Annotated in this window: 18 protein-coding genes and 1 pseudogene; 9 read left to right on the forward strand and 10 right to left on the reverse strand. The window is 46.0% G+C overall.

The window, feature by feature from the left end:
• Positions 1 to 5 precede the first annotated feature (5 nt).
• Positions 6 to 623: a DUF432 domain-containing protein gene (locus MCUP_RS05515; RefSeq protein ID WP_048057523.1), complete on the reverse strand. Its 618-nt coding sequence runs from the start codon at positions 621 to 623 to the stop codon at positions 6 to 8.
• Between the two features lie 101 nt (positions 624 to 724).
• Between MCUP_RS05515 and MCUP_RS05520 the strand changes: the two are divergent.
• Positions 725 to 1647, forward strand: a pseudogene (locus tag MCUP_RS05520) (M48 family metalloprotease).
• Between the two features lie 79 nt (positions 1648 to 1726).
• Entirely contained in the window at positions 1727 to 3040 is a 1314-nt protein-coding gene (locus MCUP_RS05525; RefSeq protein WP_083808572.1) for an MFS transporter, read from the forward strand.
• Here the strand turns inward: MCUP_RS05525 and MCUP_RS05530 are convergent.
• The 3 genes from MCUP_RS05530 to MCUP_RS05540 are packed head-to-tail and all read right to left on the reverse strand — an operon-like array spanning position 3030 to position 5243.
• Entirely contained in the window at positions 3030 to 3332 is a 303-nt protein-coding gene (locus MCUP_RS05530; RefSeq protein WP_013737782.1) for a Zn-ribbon domain-containing OB-fold protein, read from the reverse strand. The genes MCUP_RS05525 and MCUP_RS05530 overlap by 11 nt on opposite strands.
• Before the next feature lies 1 nt (position 3333).
• Positions 3334 to 4491: a thiolase family protein gene (locus MCUP_RS05535; protein ID WP_048057524.1), complete on the reverse strand. Its 1158-nt coding sequence runs from the start codon at positions 4489 to 4491 to the stop codon at positions 3334 to 3336.
• Positions 4492 to 4499: 8 nt separating this feature from the next.
• Positions 4500 to 5243 (reverse strand): beta-ketoacyl-ACP reductase, encoded by a 744-nt coding sequence (locus MCUP_RS05540; protein ID WP_013737784.1) that lies wholly within the window; start codon positions 5241 to 5243, stop codon positions 4500 to 4502.
• 447 nt (positions 5244 to 5690) lie between these two features.
• Here MCUP_RS05540 and MCUP_RS05545 point away from each other — a divergent pair, with 447 nt between their 5' ends.
• Positions 5691 to 6620 (forward strand): nucleoside hydrolase, encoded by a 930-nt coding sequence (locus tag MCUP_RS05545; RefSeq protein ID WP_013737785.1) that lies wholly within the window; start codon positions 5691 to 5693, stop codon positions 6618 to 6620.
• 9 nt (positions 6621 to 6629) lie between these two features.
• On the opposite strand, the gene sdx is transcribed toward MCUP_RS05545, so the two are convergent.
• Positions 6630 to 6959 (reverse strand): sulredoxin, encoded by a 330-nt coding sequence (sdx, locus tag MCUP_RS05550; RefSeq protein WP_013737786.1) that lies wholly within the window; start codon positions 6957 to 6959, stop codon positions 6630 to 6632.
• An 890-nt stretch (positions 6960 to 7849) separates the two neighbouring features.
• Here sdx and MCUP_RS05555 point away from each other — a divergent pair.
• Positions 7850 to 9259, forward strand: coding sequence for an MFS transporter (locus MCUP_RS05555; protein WP_013737787.1), 1410 nt, complete (start codon positions 7850 to 7852; stop codon positions 9257 to 9259).
• A 37-nt stretch (positions 9260 to 9296) separates the two neighbouring features.
• On the opposite strand, the gene MCUP_RS05560 is transcribed toward MCUP_RS05555, so the two are convergent.
• The 5 genes from MCUP_RS05560 to MCUP_RS05580 form a co-directional block, all read right to left on the reverse strand.
• Positions 9297 to 10106, reverse strand: coding sequence for a DUF973 family protein (locus tag MCUP_RS05560; protein WP_013737788.1), 810 nt, complete (start codon positions 10104 to 10106; stop codon positions 9297 to 9299).
• Between the two features lie 172 nt (positions 10107 to 10278).
• Positions 10279 to 11748, reverse strand: a complete 1470-nt coding sequence (locus MCUP_RS05565; RefSeq protein ID WP_048057525.1) for a 4-hydroxyphenylacetate 3-hydroxylase family protein — start codon at positions 11746 to 11748, stop codon at positions 10279 to 10281.
• The gene (gene hpaD / locus MCUP_RS05570) at positions 11744 to 12670 is read right to left on the reverse strand and encodes a 3,4-dihydroxyphenylacetate 2,3-dioxygenase (RefSeq protein WP_013737790.1); all 927 of its coding nucleotides are present in this window, start codon (positions 12668 to 12670) and stop codon (positions 11744 to 11746) included. The genes MCUP_RS05565 and hpaD overlap by 5 nt, the downstream gene beginning before the upstream one ends.
• A gap of 59 nt (positions 12671 to 12729) precedes the next feature.
• The gene (locus MCUP_RS05575) at positions 12730 to 13197 is read right to left on the reverse strand and encodes a flavin reductase family protein (protein ID WP_013737791.1); all 468 of its coding nucleotides are present in this window, start codon (positions 13195 to 13197) and stop codon (positions 12730 to 12732) included.
• Between the two features lie 8 nt (positions 13198 to 13205).
• Positions 13206 to 14681: an MFS transporter gene (locus tag MCUP_RS05580; protein WP_013737792.1), complete on the reverse strand. Its 1476-nt coding sequence runs from the start codon at positions 14679 to 14681 to the stop codon at positions 13206 to 13208.
• Positions 14682 to 14791: 110 nt separating this feature from the next.
• Between MCUP_RS05580 and MCUP_RS05585 the strand changes: the two genes are divergently transcribed.
• From MCUP_RS05585 to MCUP_RS05605, 5 genes are all read left to right on the forward strand, one after another.
• Positions 14792 to 15409, forward strand: a complete 618-nt coding sequence (locus MCUP_RS05585; protein WP_013737793.1) for a helix-turn-helix domain-containing protein — start codon at positions 14792 to 14794, stop codon at positions 15407 to 15409.
• Between the two features lie 55 nt (positions 15410 to 15464).
• Positions 15465 to 16268, forward strand: coding sequence for an acetoacetate decarboxylase family protein (locus MCUP_RS05590; protein WP_013737794.1), 804 nt, complete (start codon positions 15465 to 15467; stop codon positions 16266 to 16268).
• Between the two features lie 577 nt (positions 16269 to 16845).
• Positions 16846 to 18588, forward strand: a complete 1743-nt coding sequence (gene treH1 / locus MCUP_RS05595; protein WP_013737795.1) for an alpha,alpha-trehalase TreH1 — start codon at positions 16846 to 16848, stop codon at positions 18586 to 18588.
• Between the two features lie 322 nt (positions 18589 to 18910).
• A complete protein-coding gene (locus MCUP_RS05600; protein WP_158305260.1) occupies positions 18911 to 19723 on the forward strand; it encodes an AAA family ATPase in 813 nt (270 codons plus the stop codon).
• A gap of 76 nt (positions 19724 to 19799) precedes the next feature.
• Positions 19800 to 20597 carry an amidohydrolase family protein gene (locus tag MCUP_RS05605; protein ID WP_048057526.1) on the forward strand — a complete coding sequence of 266 codons (798 nt, stop codon included), beginning with the start codon at positions 19800 to 19802 and terminating at the stop codon, positions 20595 to 20597.
• The last annotated feature ends 133 nt before the right edge of the window (positions 20598 to 20730 follow it).

Consider the following 20730-nt stretch of genomic DNA (forward strand, 5'->3'; position numbering starts at 1 on the left):
CACCATTAAGTTCCTTCTGAAAGCTCTAATTGCCTTGTGAAAGCCGTAAGAGGAGTGTGATCGTAAAGTTTAGCCCCCTCAACTGAGGGCTTATTCGTGTGTTTCACTAAAGCGAGTCCTTTCTTTATCCTTTCCATTTTAATCAGTTCTCCATAAACGGCCCCGTCTTTGCTGAACAGGGAGTAAAAGGAGGTGTTGAATATTATGGTCTTTATATCTCCAATGCTCTCCGAATCGTTAACGATCTCAACCTTCGTTAAAGCCCTATCGTTCTCAGTTGACGTGATCCTATCGTAGACCCTGGACGTCCAATACCTATAGACGAAACCGCTCTTTATCGAACCGTAGAGTGAGTACTTCTTAGGAAACCTCTCCACTGTGAACAAAAGTCTGTAGTTCTTACCATCCGTCGCGAACACACCTATATCAAGAGGGATCTCAACGAAGAAGGAAGTTTGTGATTTCGCTGGGATTATAACAGGGGAGTCCAGCACCACTCCTAATATGTTAGTAACGCTCTTATTTACGCTTATTATTGGGAGCTGAACTACCTTCAGGTTGTCGGGTATGTAAAACTTCTTATCGTTGTATTCGTAAAGGATCATCACTATCCCAATCTCCATTATGGATAATAAGGTTTTTAATATCAGAGTTTGAGCTCTGACGTAGTCAGAATGTAAACGGCTACGCCGTACTTAAACACATAAAGTGAGTGAAGGCTATGATGGACGTAAAACTGAAACTTACTCTTCACATGACGTTAGCCCTAGTCCTCACCTTACCATCCGTAGGGGATTATAGTGATCGTTTTGGACTCTATCTTTAAGATCCCTCTAATTTCCGTCCTTCCCCTCCTGGTGACGTTTTGGCTGATTCAGTGGCTCGTTTCCCCTTACGTTATTAGGAAAAAGGCTCACGAGGTTAGCCCATATGACGCCGAATACGGATGGGTAGCAAATATAGTTTCAGATATATCAAGGGTTTCAGGTATACCCCCCAGGGTTTTCCTGATTGACGCCCCCTATCCCAATGCCTTCGCCTATGGGAACAGCGTAAGTGAGAGAAGAATTTGAATAACGGTACCGTTATTTAAGGTGTTAACCAAGGAGGAGCTGTCCGCAGTTTCAGCCCATGAAATAGGTCACATAAAACATGAGGACGTAGAGATAGGAACCACACTGGTCCTTATCCCCACAGCCCTGGGATACATAAGCACTATACCAATAAACCTAGGTGTCCTGGCAATAACAATAGCAGCGGACCAATTTCACCTTCTCCTTGCGACTTTTCTCCTAACTCTAGGAATCGTACTGTTAGCCGCGACCTTTACGCTAAAGATATTCGTCTTGTGGTTTAACAGATTGAGGGAGCTCTACGCTGATTACAACTCGTTTATAGTCCTAGGCGAAGGGTAAAAAGCGCTCACGACTGCGTTAGCTAAAATTGAGATTTATGTGCAAAACAAAAGCTTGACCCTTTCACTGGAATAATCGTGACCGCTACGCCTGTGAAGTTAGAGGAGGATCCCTATCTCTTGCTTAATCTTGGTTAAATAAGAAGGTGAGTCTCTCAACGGACCTTTTCTTCACTCACCCACATCCTGCTAGGAGGGTTCAAACGAATGGCTTAGTGTATCGAAGGACTTGACAAAACCTCAAGGCTCAAACCTGGAAAGTCTTTAACTTAGAAGCGTTAAGATTTAAATAGGTATGCACAAAATTCACTTGTGGATTCAAACCCCTTTAGTAAAGACCTGGATAAATTTTCTTGGTCCAAGGTCCATACCTATGCCTTTATAGCTTTTTCAGCCGGGTTCTTCCTTGAGGCCTACATTTTCGGTATGGCCTCAATTGCCACCGGTTGGGTATCCATTCCTAAGTTTCTAACTAGCGTTCTCCTAAGTTGGGCACCGTTATGGTTAATAATAGGTATAATAGTGACTGGTCCCCTCTCTGACAAGCTGGGAAGGAAAACAATGTTTTACCTCACGATGGCTCTATACGGCGTTGGAGCCATTGGACTCATGTTCAGCTACACCTACTTGATGCTACTAGTCTTCCTGGCTATGATGCTTTTCTCCGCAGGAGGAGAAATGAACACCATCATGGTGGCAACGCACGAGATCATGCCTAGGAAACATAGAAGCAAGGCGTTCTTCCTGGAGCTGAACTTCATCAACATAGGAGGTTTTGTACTAGGACTGATAGGATATCTAGTTCAGAACCAATCCGTTCTCTTCCAAAGGGTGATGATTGGAGCTACCGTGCTCATAGTTCTCGCGATTCTCGTTTACACAAGGATAAACCTACCTGAATCGGTGAGGTGGTTGGAGAAGCAGGGGAGGTTTAAGGACGCTGAGAGGGAGATAAGGAAGTACTTCAACGACGTGAAGGTTATATCCCAGGATGAGCTTAGACCTAAGGTTAGGGTTCCAGCGCTCCCGATGTGGTTCAAGCTCATGGTAGTGATATTGATAGCCGCTGCCAACACTATAGGTTACGGGTTGATGACCTACGTCCTAGGACCTTACTACTTCTCTAGTCAAACCGCCTTGATCATATTGGTCGCTAACGCTGCTGAGATGGCAGTAGGGTTCGTGATCGGTCTGTTAGCTGACGTGCTCAGCAGGAAACTCTTGCTCCTAGTCTCTTTCTTGGGGGCGACCGGGATGACGTTCCTGATCATGGGTACTATACCTTTCTGGAGCTCGAGTCTTTCGCTCTTTTACTCCCTTCTGGTCTTACTCAACCTGTTCGTTGGAGTGTCCTACCTGACTGAGGACGCGCTCAAGAGTGAGATCTGGCCTACGTTGAGGAGAGGTACCATAACGGCGGTAGCCAGGTTCGTTTCAATAGGGGCCTACATCCCCACTATATACCTCACTAGTAACTTAAGTATAACCCAATACACTCTGTTTAACGGTTTGGTGTGGGCTGTGGGAACTGTGGCTGCCGTACTGTGGTTCATCAAAGGCTACGAGACCGGAAAGGGCGTAAGCGTTGACGAGATCTCAGGTGAGGCAGAGGGAGCTAAGGTTTAGAGACTCTCTTAAAGTTAGGTCTGCCGTCACCTTTAACCGCAATCACTTCCTCCCCTATTTCGACCTTATCTAACACGTTAGCGTAAAGCCTGAATCCCTCCTCCATCTCGATTATAGCGTAAACCTTTCCTTGAAATTCGGTAACTGAGAATACCTTACCCTTGCCTGAGCTCACTCTAACCTCAAGGCTAGATGAGTGACAGTTGGGGCACCTGTCCCTCGGGTAAAAGAAGTTTCTTTTACAATTTAAGCAGTGTAGGTAAGGAACTTTACCCTCTCTAAAGGACTCCATCTCACTCACCAAGGATCATAGTGGTCGAGTGTGCCCTGTTCCATCCTCCTATTCCGTTAATTAACACTTGATTCACGTCCTTAACCTGTCTTCCCTCTCCCATGCGGTTCAGCTGAATTAAGGCCTCCTCTAAAATCACCCCTCCGCTCATGTATGCCGGCTGTCCAACGTTAAGAGATCCTCCTCCAGTGTTTATGGGGATCTCCCCCTGATAGGTGAAATCTACCTCTTCGGCGAACTTCCCTCCCTTCCCCTTCTCCGTCAACCCAACGTCTTCGAGTTGTAGAAGCACGGTAATCGTAAAGGAATCGTAAAGCTGAAAACAATCGATCTTATCAAGCATTTGGCGAGCTCCCCTTGCGCTCTCTATCGCCGGCGTTGACACTATGTCCGGCAATTCAGGAGGCATGTCTGGCCAGTGCGCCTCACCGAAATGTTTTATCCTCAGAGGTCTTAAGTTAGATTTCCCCCCGGACTTACCTACTACGAAAACGTGAAAACCGTCAACTGGGTAAACTATCTCCAGCAGTCTCAGCGGATCGCTCACTATCCTAGAAGAGATAACGTCCTTCACCTCAATCCTCTCTTTGTAAATTGCACTTGGATTACCTGACGCGTTGAACCTCTGCTTCACTGCTATCTCCGCCCTCTGTTCGTCAGACGTGCCGAAGAGGTGGGAGTGTCTCTTTGCTACTAGAGCGTAGTCCGTGACTGGGTTCATGTCCTCGTATGTCCTGAAGTACTCGTCAAAGGGAGTTAAGGTAATCCCTTTATAAGCTCTATCTATAGAGTCAGCCGTTACCTTCCTTTCCCTCACTGGAGAGGCTTTCCCTCCTACAATTAATAAGACGTTGTCGGCGTCCCCTGACGCGATCGCCTTCTCTGCCCTGTAGAGCATGGCTAAAGCTGAGGCTCCACCGAAATCGACGTAGTCTAAAAACCTAGGTCTGATACCCAGATATTGAGCCAATTGACTTGTGTAAAAGTGAAGGGCTATGTTGCCATCGAAAGTGCCAGGGAGAAAAGTGGCGATCAATCCGTCTATGTTATCCCTTTGGAGTCCTGCCATCTCCAAGGCCTTATCCACAGTATCAGACATGAGACGGAAGGTCGACCCTTCGTACCTCTTGTGGATTGAACTCGAGAAACCTAAGATCACGTTCTCACCTAGAAAGTGAGTCCACCCGTCACACCTATCACTTCACCCGTAATGTAAGAGGCCTCGTCTGAAGCCAAGAACACAACGAGGCCGGCCACGTCTTCAGGCGTGCCTACTCTAGGGATGGAAAGTCTCTGAAGGAACTTCTCCCTTACCTTTTCGGGTACAGACCTGGTCATGGGGGTGTCTATGAAACCTGGTGCTATAGCGTTAACCGTGATGTTGTACCTACCGAGTTCCTTGGAGAGCGTCTTGGTGAAGCCTATCAGCCCTGCCTTCGCTGCCGAATAGTTGGCCTGACCAATGTTACCCGTCCAACTTAAGGAGGACATGTTAATGATCCTCCCGTGTCCGCTCCTTATCATCGTCTCCACAACCTGTTTAGTCATGTTAAAAGCTCCGTATAGGTTGACCTTTATTACGAAATCCCAATCCTCCTTAGACATCTTCACGAAAAGCGAGTCCCTTATAACCCCGGCGTTGTTCACCAAAACGTCAACGTGATCGCTATTGAAGGCTTTGAGCGACTCGGTGACGAACGTTGCGCACGAGTCCCAGTCAGTGACGTCCAAAGGCAGGCCCACAACGTTCAACCCTTTCCTCCTTAGGCTCTCCGCTCCCTCATCGTAGTTTCTTACGTCCCCGATAGCGACGTTGTACCCTCTTTCACCCAACATCTGAGCTATGGTGTATCCTATCCCCCTAGCCCCTCCAGTGACTAGGGCCAATCTCCTCTCGTGTCTCAGGCTCATCCTAATATTAAGTCATTCCTAAGATAAATAATTATGGATGTAAAGCCCAAGACTTTTGACGGGACCGTTAAGATGAGCTCCTAGCTTGGGACCTTCTGGTTGTCAACCACGAGAGGACGATAAAGGAGAGCTCTCCTTGGCTGAATCCATGAGGCTGCCCATAAATGAGACTTAAAGTCCTTGCTTTTGGAGCGACATTGTGGATCTCTTGAGTTCATCGTCCGTGGCGATACAAAAGTTCGTGAGTTGATTGAAGCCTTCTCAAGAGATATGACTAAACCCAGGTTATTCGATCACGCTTAACTCCTTCACGAGAAGTTAAGGCTCTGCTTCCAACCACAAAAGGTGAGGGGATAGGCGAACGTATTTTGTGACCTCTTTGGAACTGGGGCTTTGTCCCATTCTTATACAGACAAACTTAAACCCAGTGCGGATTTGAGATAACCTATGAGAAACTTCATAATAGATTGTGATACTGCAGAGGACGACATATTCAGCCTTTTCATGTTACTTCACAACAAGGTTAAAGTACACGCTATAACCGTGGTTGAGGGTAACGTTTCGTTCCCAGTTGAGGTCCAAAACGCCTTATGGGCCTCAGAGTTCTCTAAAAGATTTTTCGGAGAGGAGGTAAAGGTCTATCCAGGTATGGAGAGACCTCTAGTTAAGGATTTTAAGACTGTGGAGAACGTACACGGGAAGGGCGGAATTGGAGACCTTACATTGAGCTCTAACTTGAAACCTGAGGGGAAACACGCTGTTGACCTCATCGTCGAGCTTGCGGATAGATATCCTGGAGAGTTAGAGTTCTTGGCGATCTCACCTTTGACTAACTTGGCCATGGCCTACCTCAAGGACAGGACCGTAGTCGAGAAGATAAAGAAGGTGTGGGTTATGGGAGGTACGATCAACGGACACGGAAACATAACTCCTGTGGCGGAGTACAACGTTTGGGTAGACCCTGACGCGGCCAAGATAGTGTTCAACTCTGGGTTTGACGTAACCATGGTCGCGTGGGACCTCATAACTCAGTTTACAATTAATGAGGAGTGGGAGGAGATAAAGGGCCTTAAAACCGAATTGAGCGAGATGTACGTTAAGTTCTATAAGCACTACAGGGAGTTCGCTATGACCTATCAGAAGATGAAAGGAAACCCTCACCCGGACTTGATAACTACAGCCGTGGCCTTAGATGAAAGGGTTGCAAAGAGGGTTGAGAAGTTCTACGTAGACGTTGAGAACTGCGACTGCTCAACCAGGGGAGTGACGGTGATCGATTATCTTGGAGTGTTAGGAAGGGAACCCAACGTAAACGTTGTCTTAGATTTAAATAAAAAAGCTTTCCTTGAGGACCTCTACTCCTTACTTAGGAGGTAGATCAACGAATCACACGTCTACCTCTATCCAACCGTTGTTGTCCTTAACGGCGTAAGTCTTTAACCCTAGCTTTTCTTTAGGAGCGTCCTTTGCGACGTAGGGGGGCTCTATCATGGAACCTGTCCTAAGGTCGAAGACCGCGTGATGGCAGTAACACTTGACAGTCAAGTCTTGCGCGTTCAACTCCCCTAAGATACACCTCGCGTGAGAGCAGACCGCGTCAATACCGTAGAGTGTGCCGTTCACGTTAGCTATGAAAATAACCTTATCCTCTACCTTAACCGAGGCGTACCTTGCCTTCTCAAGGGCTTTTGAACTTATGGTTCTTTTCCAAACCATGACCGCTCTCGTGTTTATTTGAAATAATAAGCGTTTTATTAAAAGCGTATAAAGGAGTATTTAATAAAATAATATTTATAATTTTAATTATAGTAAAATCTTGATCCCACTGGGTGAGGAAGGCACGTCTGACGGATGAAGCTCGACGAGGGATTTAAGCTCGCGGAAATCAAAGGGTAAGGCGAGTGATCTGTCTAAGAGAGGATCCTCTAAATAGGAGGAGGTTGTGTAGTGACTGGGACCTCTGTAACCCCTTCGTAGAACTAGAGCGTTTAAAGTTCAACCTTGATCCATGATGGACACGAAGACGCGAGGAAGCGATGAGGACTGTCTCACTGTGCTGATCGAAGGCCCACACGCCCCCATATCAAAACACGCTTAGAAGTCCATCTTTAAAAATGGAAGCGTAGATGTGAAGTCTAAGCGCTGTTTTCAACACGATGAGTTATCAAGGTAACATGAGAGGAGGTTGATAAGTTTTGTAGACCTAGCGGAGGTTTAACGCTAGCTCTGGAGGACTGTGGGGCCCACAAGGAGCCCAGATTCGGTAAAGTGGACCCTTTTTCATTAAAAACTTAAAGGTTCAAGAGAGCGTGAAGGGTTTAGCTAGTTTAAGAGATTCTATCTAATTTAAAAACGACTTAGGTACTCCCATCGTAAAGGGCTGAACGATATGGCTCTCAATTGAGACTTTCACTCGCGTCCCTGATGTTCTAGGATACCCTAGGCCTACGTTTAAAGGAAATTACTATCATGAAGGACCGCAGTTCTCACATCGCCATGTGGTGGACCTTCCTAACCGTATGAAGATCCTAGCTCGATTCAAACCAAATGAAACGCTCTAACGTGTTGGGATCATAGATATATCTTTGATTATAGATATATCTTTTATGGACAGAGAGTTCTGGAAGTACGTTCCCATATTGGCGTTCATCTCCGTTATGACCATGTACGTTGAGATGGTAGTTCTACCTTCCCTCCCAAAGATAGAGAGCGAATTTAACGTTTCTTCCTCCCAGGGATCCTGGATACTTTCCTCGGAGACGCTCTCTGGGATGACCTTGGCCCCCTTCGTTGGAAGGATAGCTGACTCCGCAGGTAGGAAGAAGGTTCTCCTCACGATCTTAGCGGTATACCTCGTGTCAGTTGGGTTGACCTCGCTATCGCCAAACTTCGTTATCTTACTAATCTCAAGGGCGGTTCAGGGAATAGGATTGAGCATAAACCCGTTGGCCTACACTATCATAAGGGAGAGGTTGAGCGATAAGGAACTACCTGTGGCTCAGGGTATAATAGCCTCTACGTTCGCGGTAGGGGCGGCCATCTCAATCCCTATAGGTAGCTTCGTATCTCAATACTTTTCCTGGCAGTTCGCCTACGTAACCGCTATCCCGTTTCTACTGCTCGCTTTGGCCTTAGCCTGGATAGTCCTCCCTAGTTCCAAGCCCTCCGTTGTGAAGGATATAGACTCAATAGGAATAGTCCTTCTAGCCATAGGGTTCCTGCTTATCGGAGTGGGGTTCACAGAAGCTCCTATCTGGGGTTGGACCTCACCAGGTTTCATCTCTCTCCTGTTTGCTGGGATCTCTTTCCTCGTTATATTCTCCTCTCACATTAGGAAGGTTCGGAGTCCGCTGATAAACCCTGAGGACCTCAGAAATCCTAACGTAGCTGTTCCCTTAATTTCGTCCTTCATAACGGGCTTCGGACTATTCCTCACCTTTCAATCGCTTGTCTTCCTGTTTGAACTACCTAAGCCGGTAGGGTATGGGCTAAACATACTTGAAACCGGGGAGACCATGGCTCCCATCTCTCTCGTTCTCCTAGTGGGCGGACCTCTCTTTGGTAGTTTAGTCAACAAGGTAGGGTATAAGAGGGTCATAACGTTCTCCTCGACCTCGTCAGCAGCTACGTTGGCGGCTCTTTCTTTCGTCGTAGGAAAGGTTAGTATTCCGCTCTTAATGGGTGTCCTAGTTTCGGTGCTCTTCTTCATCTCAGGCATGAACGTCACTAGGATAACCTTACTTTTAGCCTCCTCCTCTAGGGAGAGGATGGCCTCAATGACTGGAACCAACACCTCAATGAGACTTATGGGTAACACTTTAGGACCTATCATCAGCGGGTCCTTACAGGATACCTTTAAGTTTCCACTTTTCTTAGGTTTCGTAGGTAACGTTCCGCTCTTCACTTTCATCCCTTCGATTCAAGCGTTTCAGTTCTCTTTCATTACCTCTATGTTCTCTATCTTATCTGTTGTGATCTTAGCAACGAGAATTAAGGAGGGGATCCCAGTGAGGTGATCTCTGTCTCAAGTGGGTTCAGCATAGCCTAATGGGCTTAACTTGGACTGTATATTAAGTTAACAAATAGTGTCAAGTTGTTGTCAAATTCAATCTTCAGTTTATACAGCGCTCCTTGGATAGCGTTAACTGGGACGCTCGAGAGGGTTACCGTCAGGTTGTTATTACCTCTATTGATTTGAGACGGGTAGAAAGAGACCGCATAAACGTCGGTCCCCTCGAGAGCTATCCTCCTGATAATCAATTGATCTGTCGAGTAGAGCGTGAAGGTAGCAACGTTTCCTCTTAAGGTTCCTTGACCGACTTGATAGACTTGAGGGGTAGGTGGACTTGGAGGGTAATAGCTCTGCTGATATTGGCCCTGTCCCTGAGATGCTCCCGACGTTGACGGAGTGGGATAATAATTGGCTATATGATTTAAGGCTGAGTATGAGAGGATCAACCCAATGAAGTTTATGATAGGTATGGCGGTTATTATTCCGCCTATCTTTAGGGTATCGTTACCGTATTTCTCTCCCAAGAAATATAGTGATATCCCTATCAATATCCACCCTACGAAATCTACAAAGGGGATCACAGCCAAAATCGCGCCTATTTTACCTAGCTCCATGTTTTGGACGTACGGTTCAAGCTTAGAGAAACCGCCATAGAGCCTCACTAAAGCTAGTATAGCTAAGACTAAAGCGGCTAGTAGAACTAAAAAGCCTATTGCAATACCTAGCAATCCTCCTAAAAAGAAAAATGAAAGTAATAGGGCACCTACAGCCCCAATCAACGAGGAAACGATCTCGTAGATCAAGCCAGACTGTAGCTCACTCAACCCTTGTCTCTCTTGAAAGTTGGCCATAGGGATCATGTTCACATCTTAGATATAAACTTTATTTTTCATTATCATAACTGGAGATATATGTAAAATATGTGACTTAACGCCCTAAATTTTTAGCGTTGAGATCTGTTTTACGCCAAGACCTCAGAAAGACTTAGAGCGAATTGAGTTGTCATAGAAAGCCTTACGTCGTTCAAGATCGGGGGTTGGGCATCTGATCCAATATTTCCTTCACCAACCTCACGAACTCGCCTTTTCTATCTTTAAATACCTCAGTGTAGGTCTGGGCCCACCTAATTGTTGGATCGCCCCTACTGAACCTATCGTATTGCTCGTATCTCATTCCAACCTCAGATCCTATCACGTCCCACAATAGGTTGAAAGTCTTCACTCTCTCTAGGGCATCCAAACCCTTCATTGCCATATACTTATCTAGGTAGGCCCTCTCCTCAGGGTTCGTGAAGTCCTTCGCTCCTGCTGGAATCGGTATAGACGATCCGGCCGTTATTAGTCTGAGGATTTCGTTCGCTCTAGGCACTGCCTTCATGTTGAAGTGACTGGCGGATATTGAAATGTAAGGATCTGGCCTGACGATGTTTGGAAGCTCCTGAGCCCTGGCCACCGAGCCGTAGAGCGCTGCCTCGTTCATTGCGAGGTAAATGAGAATCTCCCCTATCTTCTCTTGAACGTTGATGAAGGTGTTGGTGTTAGCGGCCTCCGTCACGGTCATCGCTAAACCGGCGAGGAACTTGAGCCTTGCGTAGTGTTGAATCATGAAGTGCCAATTGAACCACCCTCTCAGGCCCACTGTGTGCCACATCAGGTCTTCAATAAGTTCAGGTTTCTTATAGAATATTATCCTATCCCAAGGTACTAGTACGTTATCTAGGACCAGAATGGAGTCTGACTCCTCCCATTTAGACGAGATAGGGTACTCGAACTCTCCTCCCTCTCTTGGTTGGAACCCTCTCCTAGAGATGAACCTAACTCCTTTGCTAGTAGTTGGAATAGAGAAGTAGATTGCGTATCTGGGATCTGAATCCCTCCTCATGTTTGGAAGATACCATAACATCTCAGCGTAAGGCCCAGCCGTGCAAATCATAGCTGCCCCCCTAACTACGACCCCATCCTGCCTCTCCTCCGTAACACCGATTTGAATGTAAGGGTCCTCCCATTGCGAAGGGGGTCTCGATCTGTCATACATGGGGGCTACAATGGCGTGAGTGTAAAAGTGATCCCTTTTCGTTGACTCTCTATATATCTCCATCGCGTTTTCCATGAATTTAGAACCGAAGTTCTTCCCGAAGTAATCCTCAGCGTGAGCGAAGAACACCATAGTCCATAAGTTCATGTAGTCCGGGCTCCTTCCGAAGAAGCCTCTATAATATTCGTATATCTTCACTAGGGCCTCTCCAAGCCTTAGCAACTCCTCCTTACTTCTAGGTCTCACGAGCGTTATGCTAGTCTCCTCACCTACATCCCTGTTGTAGGCCCTCAAGGACTTGTACTCCTCTTTCCAGTGAAGATCGTAATAGCTGGCAACCGTCTTCACGGGGATTTTATACGCGGGGTGATTGATAACGTCTGTCACAGCTTCCCCTTCATAGTAAGTGACGGGTGGGTTCGCCCTGATGCTCTCTATGTAATCCTTTCCTCGCCTAATCGTTTTCCCACCTCACCATCTCACCGTTAAGGTCCTCTACTGGCATCCATTCGTTAAGCCAGGACTCAGGTATCGGTCTACCCCAGAAGTCGCTCCTGAACCTGTACTGCTCTTGAGTCCACACAACAGGCCTCCACTTGTCCAAGTCCAGGACCTCGTAGTCGCTGTTGAAGAACTCCAGCCTGTTCTTATCCAAATCCCTGATGTAAATGTAGTATCCTTCACTCGCCCCGTGCCTTCCCGGTCCCCTCTCTATGCTGTCCCAGTACCCCAACGAGGAGAGTAAGTCGGCAACTCTTACTACGTCCCTCAAATCGTGAACGTAATAGGTCTCATGATGAAAACCAGGAACGTTCTTTTCAGACTCGGCGAGTGCCACCTCATGGGAGTTACCTCTCTTTGTGAGCCATGTGACCGTCTTCTTCCCGTCCTTGTTGAGGAAACGCTCGGTCTCAACGAAACCTTGTTCCTTAAAGAACCTCTCCTCTTTCTCCAAGTTCTTGACCATAAAGTTGACGTGAGCTAATCTCACTGGTGAGCTTCCCTTGTGAAGGTTAAACTTTAACCTCACGTCGCCAACGTACTCCATTTCCTCGTAGAAGAGTAAAGGTATCCCGTTTGGGGATTGCGTGAGGTAGGCCTCGTTCACTCCCTTCTCATTAAACTTTTGTACCCTGTCTAAGAGCTTTACGTCCTCTACGTTTCTAACTCTAAACCCTACGTAACAAAGGCCTGGAGAGCTGGCCTTCTTCAAAACTAAACTGTGATGTTGACCCTCTTCAATGCCCTTAAGGTAGAGGTGATCTCCATCTTTCTCAGTCAGTGAGAAGCCCAGCACGTTAACGTAAAATTCCTCAGCCGCCTCTAGGTTAGTAACCCTCACGCAGAGGTGAGATAGTCTTAAAACGTTTAAGTTGTTCATTAAATTATGCTAATTTACGAATTTTATTAGGTTTTCATGAAACAGGTTAAAGCTAGCTATTAAAGACAGAGTTCCCTATATTCACTCATGTAGTAAACCAGAGGTTTAGCCTCCCTTATTGTCTTGACCTCAAGGACTTCACCGACGATAATGGCGTGATCTTCAACGTCTATAACCTCCCTCCTCATGGCCTTTATGTAAGCGTAAGAGTCGATCAACACTGGGATCCCTTCCTCTTCCCTATACTTTACTACTTCAAACCTCTTCTGCACGGGTGTGATGGAGAACACTCTTAGTATCTCCTCGGAGTCTACGAAGTTGACAGCGAATTTTTTACTCTCCCTGAAGGGTACGTCGTTTCCTTTACTCTTATCTGCAATAAACATAACGGTGGGAGGATTCAGGGAAACTGAGTTGAAAGTGTTGACGGTCATTCCTACGGGTCTCTCCCCCCAGGTTGTAGTCACAACGACAACCCCTAAGGGGAATCTCCTCATCGAATATCTCAAACTTTCTGAGCTCTCCATTTTCCCACTCAAGGTGAGATCTCGTCCAGCCTCCTATTCGTTGTCTTATGCCCTAAGGAAACCGCTATGACAGCGGAGACGATCTGAAACAGCGCTATAAGAAGGAATACCTCTATCGCAAGACCTGTCGTTACCCCACTTGATACTAAAGAGGCTATTAGCGACGCTATGACAACCGTTCCTATGCCTCCTCCTATGTGACCCAACCCATCAGATAGGGCGAAGCCTGTAGCTCTGGCCCTGGTAGGAAAGCTCTCAGCGCTCCAAGCGTACGAAACTGGTACCCACAAGTTGAAACCGTAAAATAAGACTGAGGACCCTAGGAAGGACAGAGGAAAATTTGTCCTAGCTAAGGCTATGATGATACCACCTATCACGGTAAATAGGACTGAAATCACGGTCCACCTGCTTCTCTCCAACTTATCTCCAGCCAAGATTATTGTGACCGCGCATAGAATGAAACCTATATCTCCGAACGAGGCGATTATCCCCGCCTCAGGAGGAGGGTACCCAAGGGAAGCTAATATTGTAGTCAAACCTGCGGCCAGAACGTAAACAGTCATGTAACCGAAAAACCACATAGGAACGAGGACGGCCAACCTCCTTGCGTACCTCTTGTCTAAGAGGACGGCCTTTAGAGACTCAACGTAAGAGATCTTGTCTGTCACGTAAGGTGGAATCAGTGACGGAAGTGGAGGTAAAGACTTAAGCTTCCTTGAAGCTCTCCCTTCCATTTCTGAGACCACTTTCTCAGCTTCGGATAACCTCTCTCTTGAGATTAACCACCTAGGGGACTCAGGCAAGTTTAACCTGAGTAGAAGTCCTATTAGAGCCAACAGCGCACCTATTCCATACATAACTCTCCACCCGTCGGTAGCGAAGATACCTGAGCCACCTAGTGCGAAGGGCAATCCAAGCGGGAAGGGAGAGGGGGGTGTGGTCAGGAGCAGACCTAACCACAAACCTAGTCCGGCCCCAAGGGTTGAGAAGAGGAAGACCAAGCTAGTGTACTTTGCCCTCCCGTTCGTGGGAGCGACCTCACCAATGTAAGTGTTCACAATAGCTAGATCAGCTCCTACTCCTATGCCGGTGACGATCCTGGCTAACAAGTAGTTAAGGTAATCGTTAGATAAGGCGTTGTACAGGCTACCCAGACCCGTTATCGCCATGGTTATCATCAGCATGTTCCTCCTACCTATCCTATCGGAAAGCGGAGAGAGACGAAGTGAACCCACGATGTACCCTATCAGGTTCAGGAGAACTACGGGACCCAACAAAATCCCGATCTCAGGTGAGGAAGGTCCGCTCACGTGAAAGAGCGTCACCGCCGTCTGAATGAAAGAAACGTTTATATCGAATATATCGAAGAAAGTGAAGAGAAATCCTACACCAAGTATTCCAATAAAAATATATGAGAGAGACCAAATTGGAATCCTATCCAGTCTAGCTATTATCTCTCCACCCTTTACAGATTTCTCAGTCATAATTTTTAGAACGTAAACTATAATTAGTTGTTTATATGAAACCTGTTTTATATTGAAACATTCTAAGTATAAGTTTATAACAATATAAATCAACATTAATAACGAGTTAAATGACATTAAAGAAGGTAACTATGACAGTGAAACATGAGGGTTGTTGGACAGAGGACGTGAACGCTCATACCGTGACGTTAAATTTGGAGGTCTACCCCGAAAAAGGTTACCTCAGATCTTGGCTGATATCCGACTCAAGGGAGCTCAAGGATAGAATGAGAAGAGAGCCCTCCGTTAAGAAGATAACCAGAGTTTATGGGGGAAAGGACTCGACGTTGATTGACTTCCTGAACGTCTACGAGGGTTCTATCGCAGGGGCCCTTTACGCCCTAGAAGTCTTAATAATAGGAAATCACAACAAGGGAGGGTTAGAGCACTGGTCCTTCGTGACCGGGCAGAACTCCATGAGCGAGATCAGGAGTAGGATCTCCTCTTTAGCTAAAATAACGGACTTTCGAGCTGAGGATTACGTTCTTTCCTATCCCTCGTTAACTGAGATGGAGAGGAGAGTCCTCCATTTGGCATTAGACAACGGATATTTGGAATATCCTAGGGAGGTAGACTCCGAGAGGTTAGCTAAGGTACTTGGAGTGAGTAAAGTGACTTTCCTCTACCACTGGAGGAACGTTCAAAGGAAAGTGATGAAGTACATGGCAACCAACATGGGAATTGATTAGGGAAATGAAACTTGTTTTAGACACATTTTATTAACAACACAAGTCATTTCGTCACATGCGCGAAGAAAAAGAGTTCACTATGCCTATAACTAGGTCTGGTAACTCTCAGACGGTGTTCCCGCCGCCTTGGTATTACGGAGTCACATACGTGGCGGCTCACGTGAGGTTTGATGGAGCTGACAGGATCTTACCTCCTTTCTTTAATACCGACGGTGAGGGATGGGTATACATAGCGGAGTTCGTCTCCACGGCAGAGCGCAATTGGGACTACATGTATTTAGAACCTGATCTAGTGCAATACATGGAGGGAGCAATAGGACTGAAGGTAGAGTACAACGGAGGTAACTACATGTACTTTCCCTTCATGTGGGTTGACAAGGATTGGGCTCTAGTGAGAGGTTGGTTAGACGGATATCCTAAGAAATTAGCTCTAATAAGGATGACAAAATTGCATCCTCTCATGCCTAAATACAACGCTCCGCAACCTGGACTTAAGATGGGAGGTTACGTTACGAGAGGAGGGGGACACATGATTAGATTGAGACTTGAACTGGAGGATAGATCCGAGTCGTTACCGCTTAAGAACTTCGGGCCTCCAATAAACGTGAGGAGGTTCGCATCTAGGGGCGAGAACGAGGAGGACGTATACGAGATTGTGAGCAGACAGAGAGATGAGAGCAGATACGGTGAGATTTGGAAGGGTAGCGCGGAGGTGGACATCGGAGGTTACGTTAACGATGAGCTCAACTCGCTCTCGTTAAGGGAAACGTTAGGAGGGTACTTCTACACCCTGTACTTCAAAGTCACAAAGACGATATTGCTCGAAAAGGTTGAAGGAAGGTTAGAGACCAGCCGATGACCCTTAAACCGAGGATTTTTTTTCATCCTGTAAATGGAGTTCAAACGGAGTTGAATCGGTTGAATCTAAGAAGATGAACTGAGAGGATTTCATGAATGGCAGATTATATTTGCGTTACTAGATAGAACCTATAACGTGCTGAGCAACCATTTAAGCTCTTGGGCTCATTTAGAGCGGTTAGAGTGAACGAATCCGCAAGATCTTTCTTAATTTTCAATTTTACTAGAATAAATCTCTTAAAAATTAACTAAAGTGAAATTGAAAAGAGGCCGATCAAAAGAGGAGAGCTAGGAGAATCTGTTGAGATGTCTAGTTTTGAACAAGAGATCTCCGGATGAGGTTCTAACATGATAATTGGTTTAAACTCACTTCATTTCAAATTACTAATCCGATCTATAAAGGAGGGATTAGACTAAAATGAGAGGAGTCAAGTCCGCTAAGTTCTCCCGTCAACGATCTTAGTTTTTAAAATGAGAGAGGCTGGGAATAAGGTTTTGACTATATTAAATAAAAAATAAGGATCAAAAACATGTCAGGATACAATAAACCATTTAACCTTAGATTTGAACCTAACCGCATGCCCTTACCTAAGATGTTCTGCATAAATAACGAGTTCACAGGGGCTCTAATAAGGGGGACAGAGATCGTATGGTTAACCTTTCCTAGATACGACTCAAGCCCTATATTTACCCGTATTTTAGATGACAGAGGTGGATCCCTTTACGTGAGTGGCGAGATCTCCTCTCAAGGTTACCTAGTGCCTAACGTGCTTCGAACAACGTTAAAGGATGGAAGCGAGATAGTGGATCTCCTGTTGAGAGGAGAGCACTCGTTAGTTAGGAAGATTAACGCTGTTTCCCCTTTGGAAATCAAAGTCAACCCTTCCTTCGATTACGGTAGAGTCAGGGCGAGAGTGTACAAACTCGATAACTGGGTATACAAGATGACTAACCCTGAGAATTCGGAGTTCTTAGAGCTTCACTTAATCTTTCCAGAAGTCAGGGAGACTGAGAACGGTTGGGTGGTCAAAGGTTATGGTTACCTGTTCCTGGCCCACTTTAGCGACGAGAGGTTTGGGGTACATGGGAGATCTATGAGATTTAACGTTGATAATGGAGTGGAGAGGACGATAAACTATTGGAGGAACTTAATGAAAAGGGGCAAAAGCAGAGGTAAGATCATGAAGGTAGATTTACCCGGCCTATCGAGGGAGGAACTGGCGGAAGCCTACGATACTTCAGTGGGGATACTTCTCGGACTTCTATACAACCCTACTGGGGCAGTCGTTGCTGCACCAACAACGTCCTTGCCCGAAGTTGAGGGTGGCTCTAGGAATTGGGACTACCGTTTCGCCTGGGTTAGGGATTCGTCAATAGTGGCTGAGGCCCTCATATCCTCAGGTCATACGCTGGAGGGAAGAAGGATCATAGAGTTCCTTTCTAGGATGGTCTCGTTCACTACCAAGCCTTTCCTTTATCCGTTGTACAGCGTTGACGGATCTGTCCCGCCCAAGGAGAGGGAGATCCCTTGGTTATCTGGGTTCATGAACTCCAGACCCGTAAGGGTGGGCAACGCTGCTGTAGCTCAACTTCAGTTGGACCTTGAAGGCTTCTTCATGGACGCTATGTACAAATACTACGTAGCGACGGGGGACGTCAGTTACGTAAAGGATCACTTGGATGTGATAGAGTACATAGCTGATTGGGTCTCTGAGAACTGGAAACTAGAGGACGTAGGAATTTGGGAGGAGAGGGGTGTACAAGCTCACTACACTCACTCCAAGGTTATGATGTGGGTTGCCCTAGAGAGGACTGGGAGGCTAATGAAGGCTATGGATAGGGAGAACAGATGGAAGGAAGCCAGAAACGAGCTGAAGGACTGGATACTTGAAAATAATAAGGATAAGTTCAGGAAGAAGCCAGGGAGTGACGAGACGGACGCGGCATTACTTACTCTACCCCTTTACGATTTCGTCGACGTTAACGATCAGGCGTTCCTCAATACGTTGAAAGACATTGAGACGAACCTAATAGTTGAAGGTCAGGTCAAAAGGTACAGAAAGGATTTCCTGGGAGAGGCTAGATATCCGTTCACTCTAGCCTCGTTATGGTTGGCGAGGATCTACGTTCGCCTCAACAGACTGACGGAGGCCAAGAGGATAATATCCGACATCATGGAGGCATCTCAGGGAACTTACCTAGTGGGAGAGCACATAGATCCTGAACGCAAGGGTTTCACCGGAAACTTCCCTCAAGCTTTCGCGCAGGCCAACGTTATCTTAGCGTTAAACGAAATAGCTCAGGCTGAAGCTCACGATTGAGCTAAGTCCTCAAATTATTGACAGGGCCCTAAAAGGGAAGCGCAGCGCTCTGTCTGTCATTTTCAACTTTAGAGCCCAATTCGTCAAAACGTCTATCTTGAGCTGTCTTTGGACTTGAGCTTCGCCCCCTTAGGAAATCGATTTCTAGCGTTAGCTATGGTCTCTTTAGGCGCCAACGAGAGGGGACTCGAAGGTTTCACCTCATGTCAGAGTATATAAGGTGTCAAAAAGTTGAACGAAAATCTTAGGTAAACTCGTTTTAGATCTGCGGTGCAATCTATGATTTAACTAATTTAACATTAAGCCATGTAAACTTTAAATATTGAAAAACTTTAAAAACGTTGGTCATGCGTTGAGGATCTCAATCCAATCCGCAAAGGGAGGGGTAGGAAAGTCAACCATATCGATGAACCTTTCCTTAGCCCTAGCTGAGATTGGTAAGAAGGTGATCTTACTTGATAGAGATAGTATAGGTTTCTCATCTAAGTTGAGCGGGATAGAGAAACCAGGCTTATTAAGTTCTGTAGTTGACGGAATCGATTTCAAAGCTATGTCGGTTTTGAGGTACAAGAAAGGATTAATAAAGGTCATTAAGTTGACCGGAGACGGACCTAGATTTAAGGACGATCTATCCGCTCTGAAAGAGAGCGATGAGCTCCAAAGAAAGTTCGTTTCGACTTATAGGTCTATAATAACCTCCTCTCCTCATGACTACTTTATAATCGATAACCCGAGTTTAATCACGAACAATAACGAGCTCGCTAAACTTGAGGTCAATCTCTATGCTGAGCTTTTCCCAAGCGTAGAGCCTAAAAGGATTTACATTACAACAAATTCAATAAGGGCGGTTGAAGACACGGTAAATTACATGGTTAGAGCGGAAAGAAGCTTCAGTATAGGCTCGGCCTTAGGCTTTTGTATAAACATGGTCCCGCCTGGGTACCAAGACGAAGCTAAGGAGATCGTAGAGGACGTTGTCTCGAAGTACAATCTGAAACTGGGAGTGGTAATAGAGTTTAATGAGGAGATCTATCAGTACTCTGATGAGTTAATTAAGATGCCAATCTTGTCGCAGGTTAGGAGACTAGCTTCCACGTTGGATAAAGGTTCTGGAGAGGGGAAGATCACAATCTAATAGACGAAACTTCGTCTCAGTTCAAGGTGTATGACGCGTCTAAAACTTCTTTAACGATCTCCCCTTTATACTTCTCATGAGGGTAATAGACGTTCACGTACATTTCCACATATTTAAGAGAGCTATTCCAGAGCACTGCAATCACTTCTTGAAAAACGTTCAAGATACAAAGTTTACGACTTCTTTCAATGACGTAGAGATCGAAAAGATCATATTGGTCCCCTCGCATCCCTGTTGGAGCGAGGACTGCTCAGACGGGTTTTACTTCGACTACGAGGAGAGATTAAAAAATCAAATGTTCTTACAATGGGGAGAAGTGAACCCTATAACGTGCAAAGTTAGAGAAGAACTCGAGAGGCAACATAAGATCGGCATCGTTGGGCTTAAGCTCCATCCTGTACATCACGGTTTCTCACCTAACGGTTACAGACCTGAGGAAGGTGGGAACAAAGAGCTCTTGGAGATATATCAGTTTGCCGAGGAGAAGAAACTCCCCATTCTCTTCCACACTGGCACAAGCGTAGGCGTGGGGAGCAGGAACAAGTACGGTGATCCGATCCTGATTGATGACGTGATAAAGGACTTCGACCTTAAGGTGATTTTAGCCCACGCTGGGAGACCTCTGTGGTACGACACTGCTTATTACCTTGCTAGGAATTACTCTAACGTTTTCCTTGAAATATCGTCTATACCCCCGAAGAACATATTGAAAAAGTTGCCCAGACTTTTAGAGATCGAGGATAAAGTTATGTACGGAAGCGATTTCCCCGCATTTAGAGGACAAGATCTAGCAAAACACGCATGGGAGGTCTACTCAACGCTTAAGAGTGAGAAAATCATGGCCTCCAACGCTAAGAGAGTCCTTCAACTCTAAGTTTACGCTTTCGAGAGTGAAGATCGGTTAAGGACGCCCCGTGCAGGTTAACCATAAATCTGAATAGGTATAGAAACTATATATCTTCTATCTATCTATTGAGATCTATATAACAAATCTTTTATTACACGTT

It is taken from the genome of Metallosphaera cuprina Ar-4, assembly GCF_000204925.1.
GTDB classification, from domain to species: domain Archaea; phylum Thermoproteota; class Thermoprotei_A; order Sulfolobales; family Sulfolobaceae; genus Metallosphaera; species Metallosphaera cuprina.

Excerpts from the sequence above, each read along its gene's own strand:
- MCUP_RS05515 (WP_048057523.1), bottom strand. The coding sequence starts at position 623 with ATGGAGATTGGGATAGTGATGATCCTTTACGAATACAACGATAAGAAG.
- MCUP_RS05530 (WP_013737782.1), bottom strand. The coding sequence starts at position 3,332 with ATGGAGTCCTTTAGAGAGGGTAAAGTTCCTTACCTACACTGCTTAAAT.
- MCUP_RS05540 (WP_013737784.1), bottom strand. The coding sequence starts at position 5,243 with ATGAGCCTGAGACACGAGAGGAGATTGGCCCTAGTCACTGGAGGGGCT.
- MCUP_RS05545 (WP_013737785.1), top strand. The coding sequence starts at position 5,691 with ATGAGAAACTTCATAATAGATTGTGATACTGCAGAGGACGACATATTC.
- sdx (WP_013737786.1), bottom strand. The coding sequence starts at position 6,959 with ATGGTTTGGAAAAGAACCATAAGTTCAAAAGCCCTTGAGAAGGCAAGG.
- MCUP_RS05555 (WP_013737787.1), top strand. The coding sequence starts at position 7,850 with ATGGACAGAGAGTTCTGGAAGTACGTTCCCATATTGGCGTTCATCTCC.
- MCUP_RS05560 (WP_013737788.1), bottom strand. The coding sequence starts at position 10,106 with ATGGCCAACTTTCAAGAGAGACAAGGGTTGAGTGAGCTACAGTCTGGC.
- hpaD (WP_013737790.1), bottom strand. The coding sequence starts at position 12,670 with ATGAACAACTTAAACGTTTTAAGACTATCTCACCTCTGCGTGAGGGTT.
- MCUP_RS05575 (WP_013737791.1), bottom strand. The coding sequence starts at position 13,197 with ATGGAGAGCTCAGAAAGTTTGAGATATTCGATGAGGAGATTCCCCTTA.
- MCUP_RS05580 (WP_013737792.1), bottom strand. The coding sequence starts at position 14,681 with ATGACTGAGAAATCTGTAAAGGGTGGAGAGATAATAGCTAGACTGGAT.
- MCUP_RS05585 (WP_013737793.1), top strand. The coding sequence starts at position 14,792 with ATGACATTAAAGAAGGTAACTATGACAGTGAAACATGAGGGTTGTTGG.
- MCUP_RS05590 (WP_013737794.1), top strand. The coding sequence starts at position 15,465 with ATGCGCGAAGAAAAAGAGTTCACTATGCCTATAACTAGGTCTGGTAAC.
- treH1 (WP_013737795.1), top strand. The coding sequence starts at position 16,846 with ATGCCCTTACCTAAGATGTTCTGCATAAATAACGAGTTCACAGGGGCT.
- MCUP_RS05605 (WP_048057526.1), top strand. The coding sequence starts at position 19,800 with ATGAGGGTAATAGACGTTCACGTACATTTCCACATATTTAAGAGAGCT.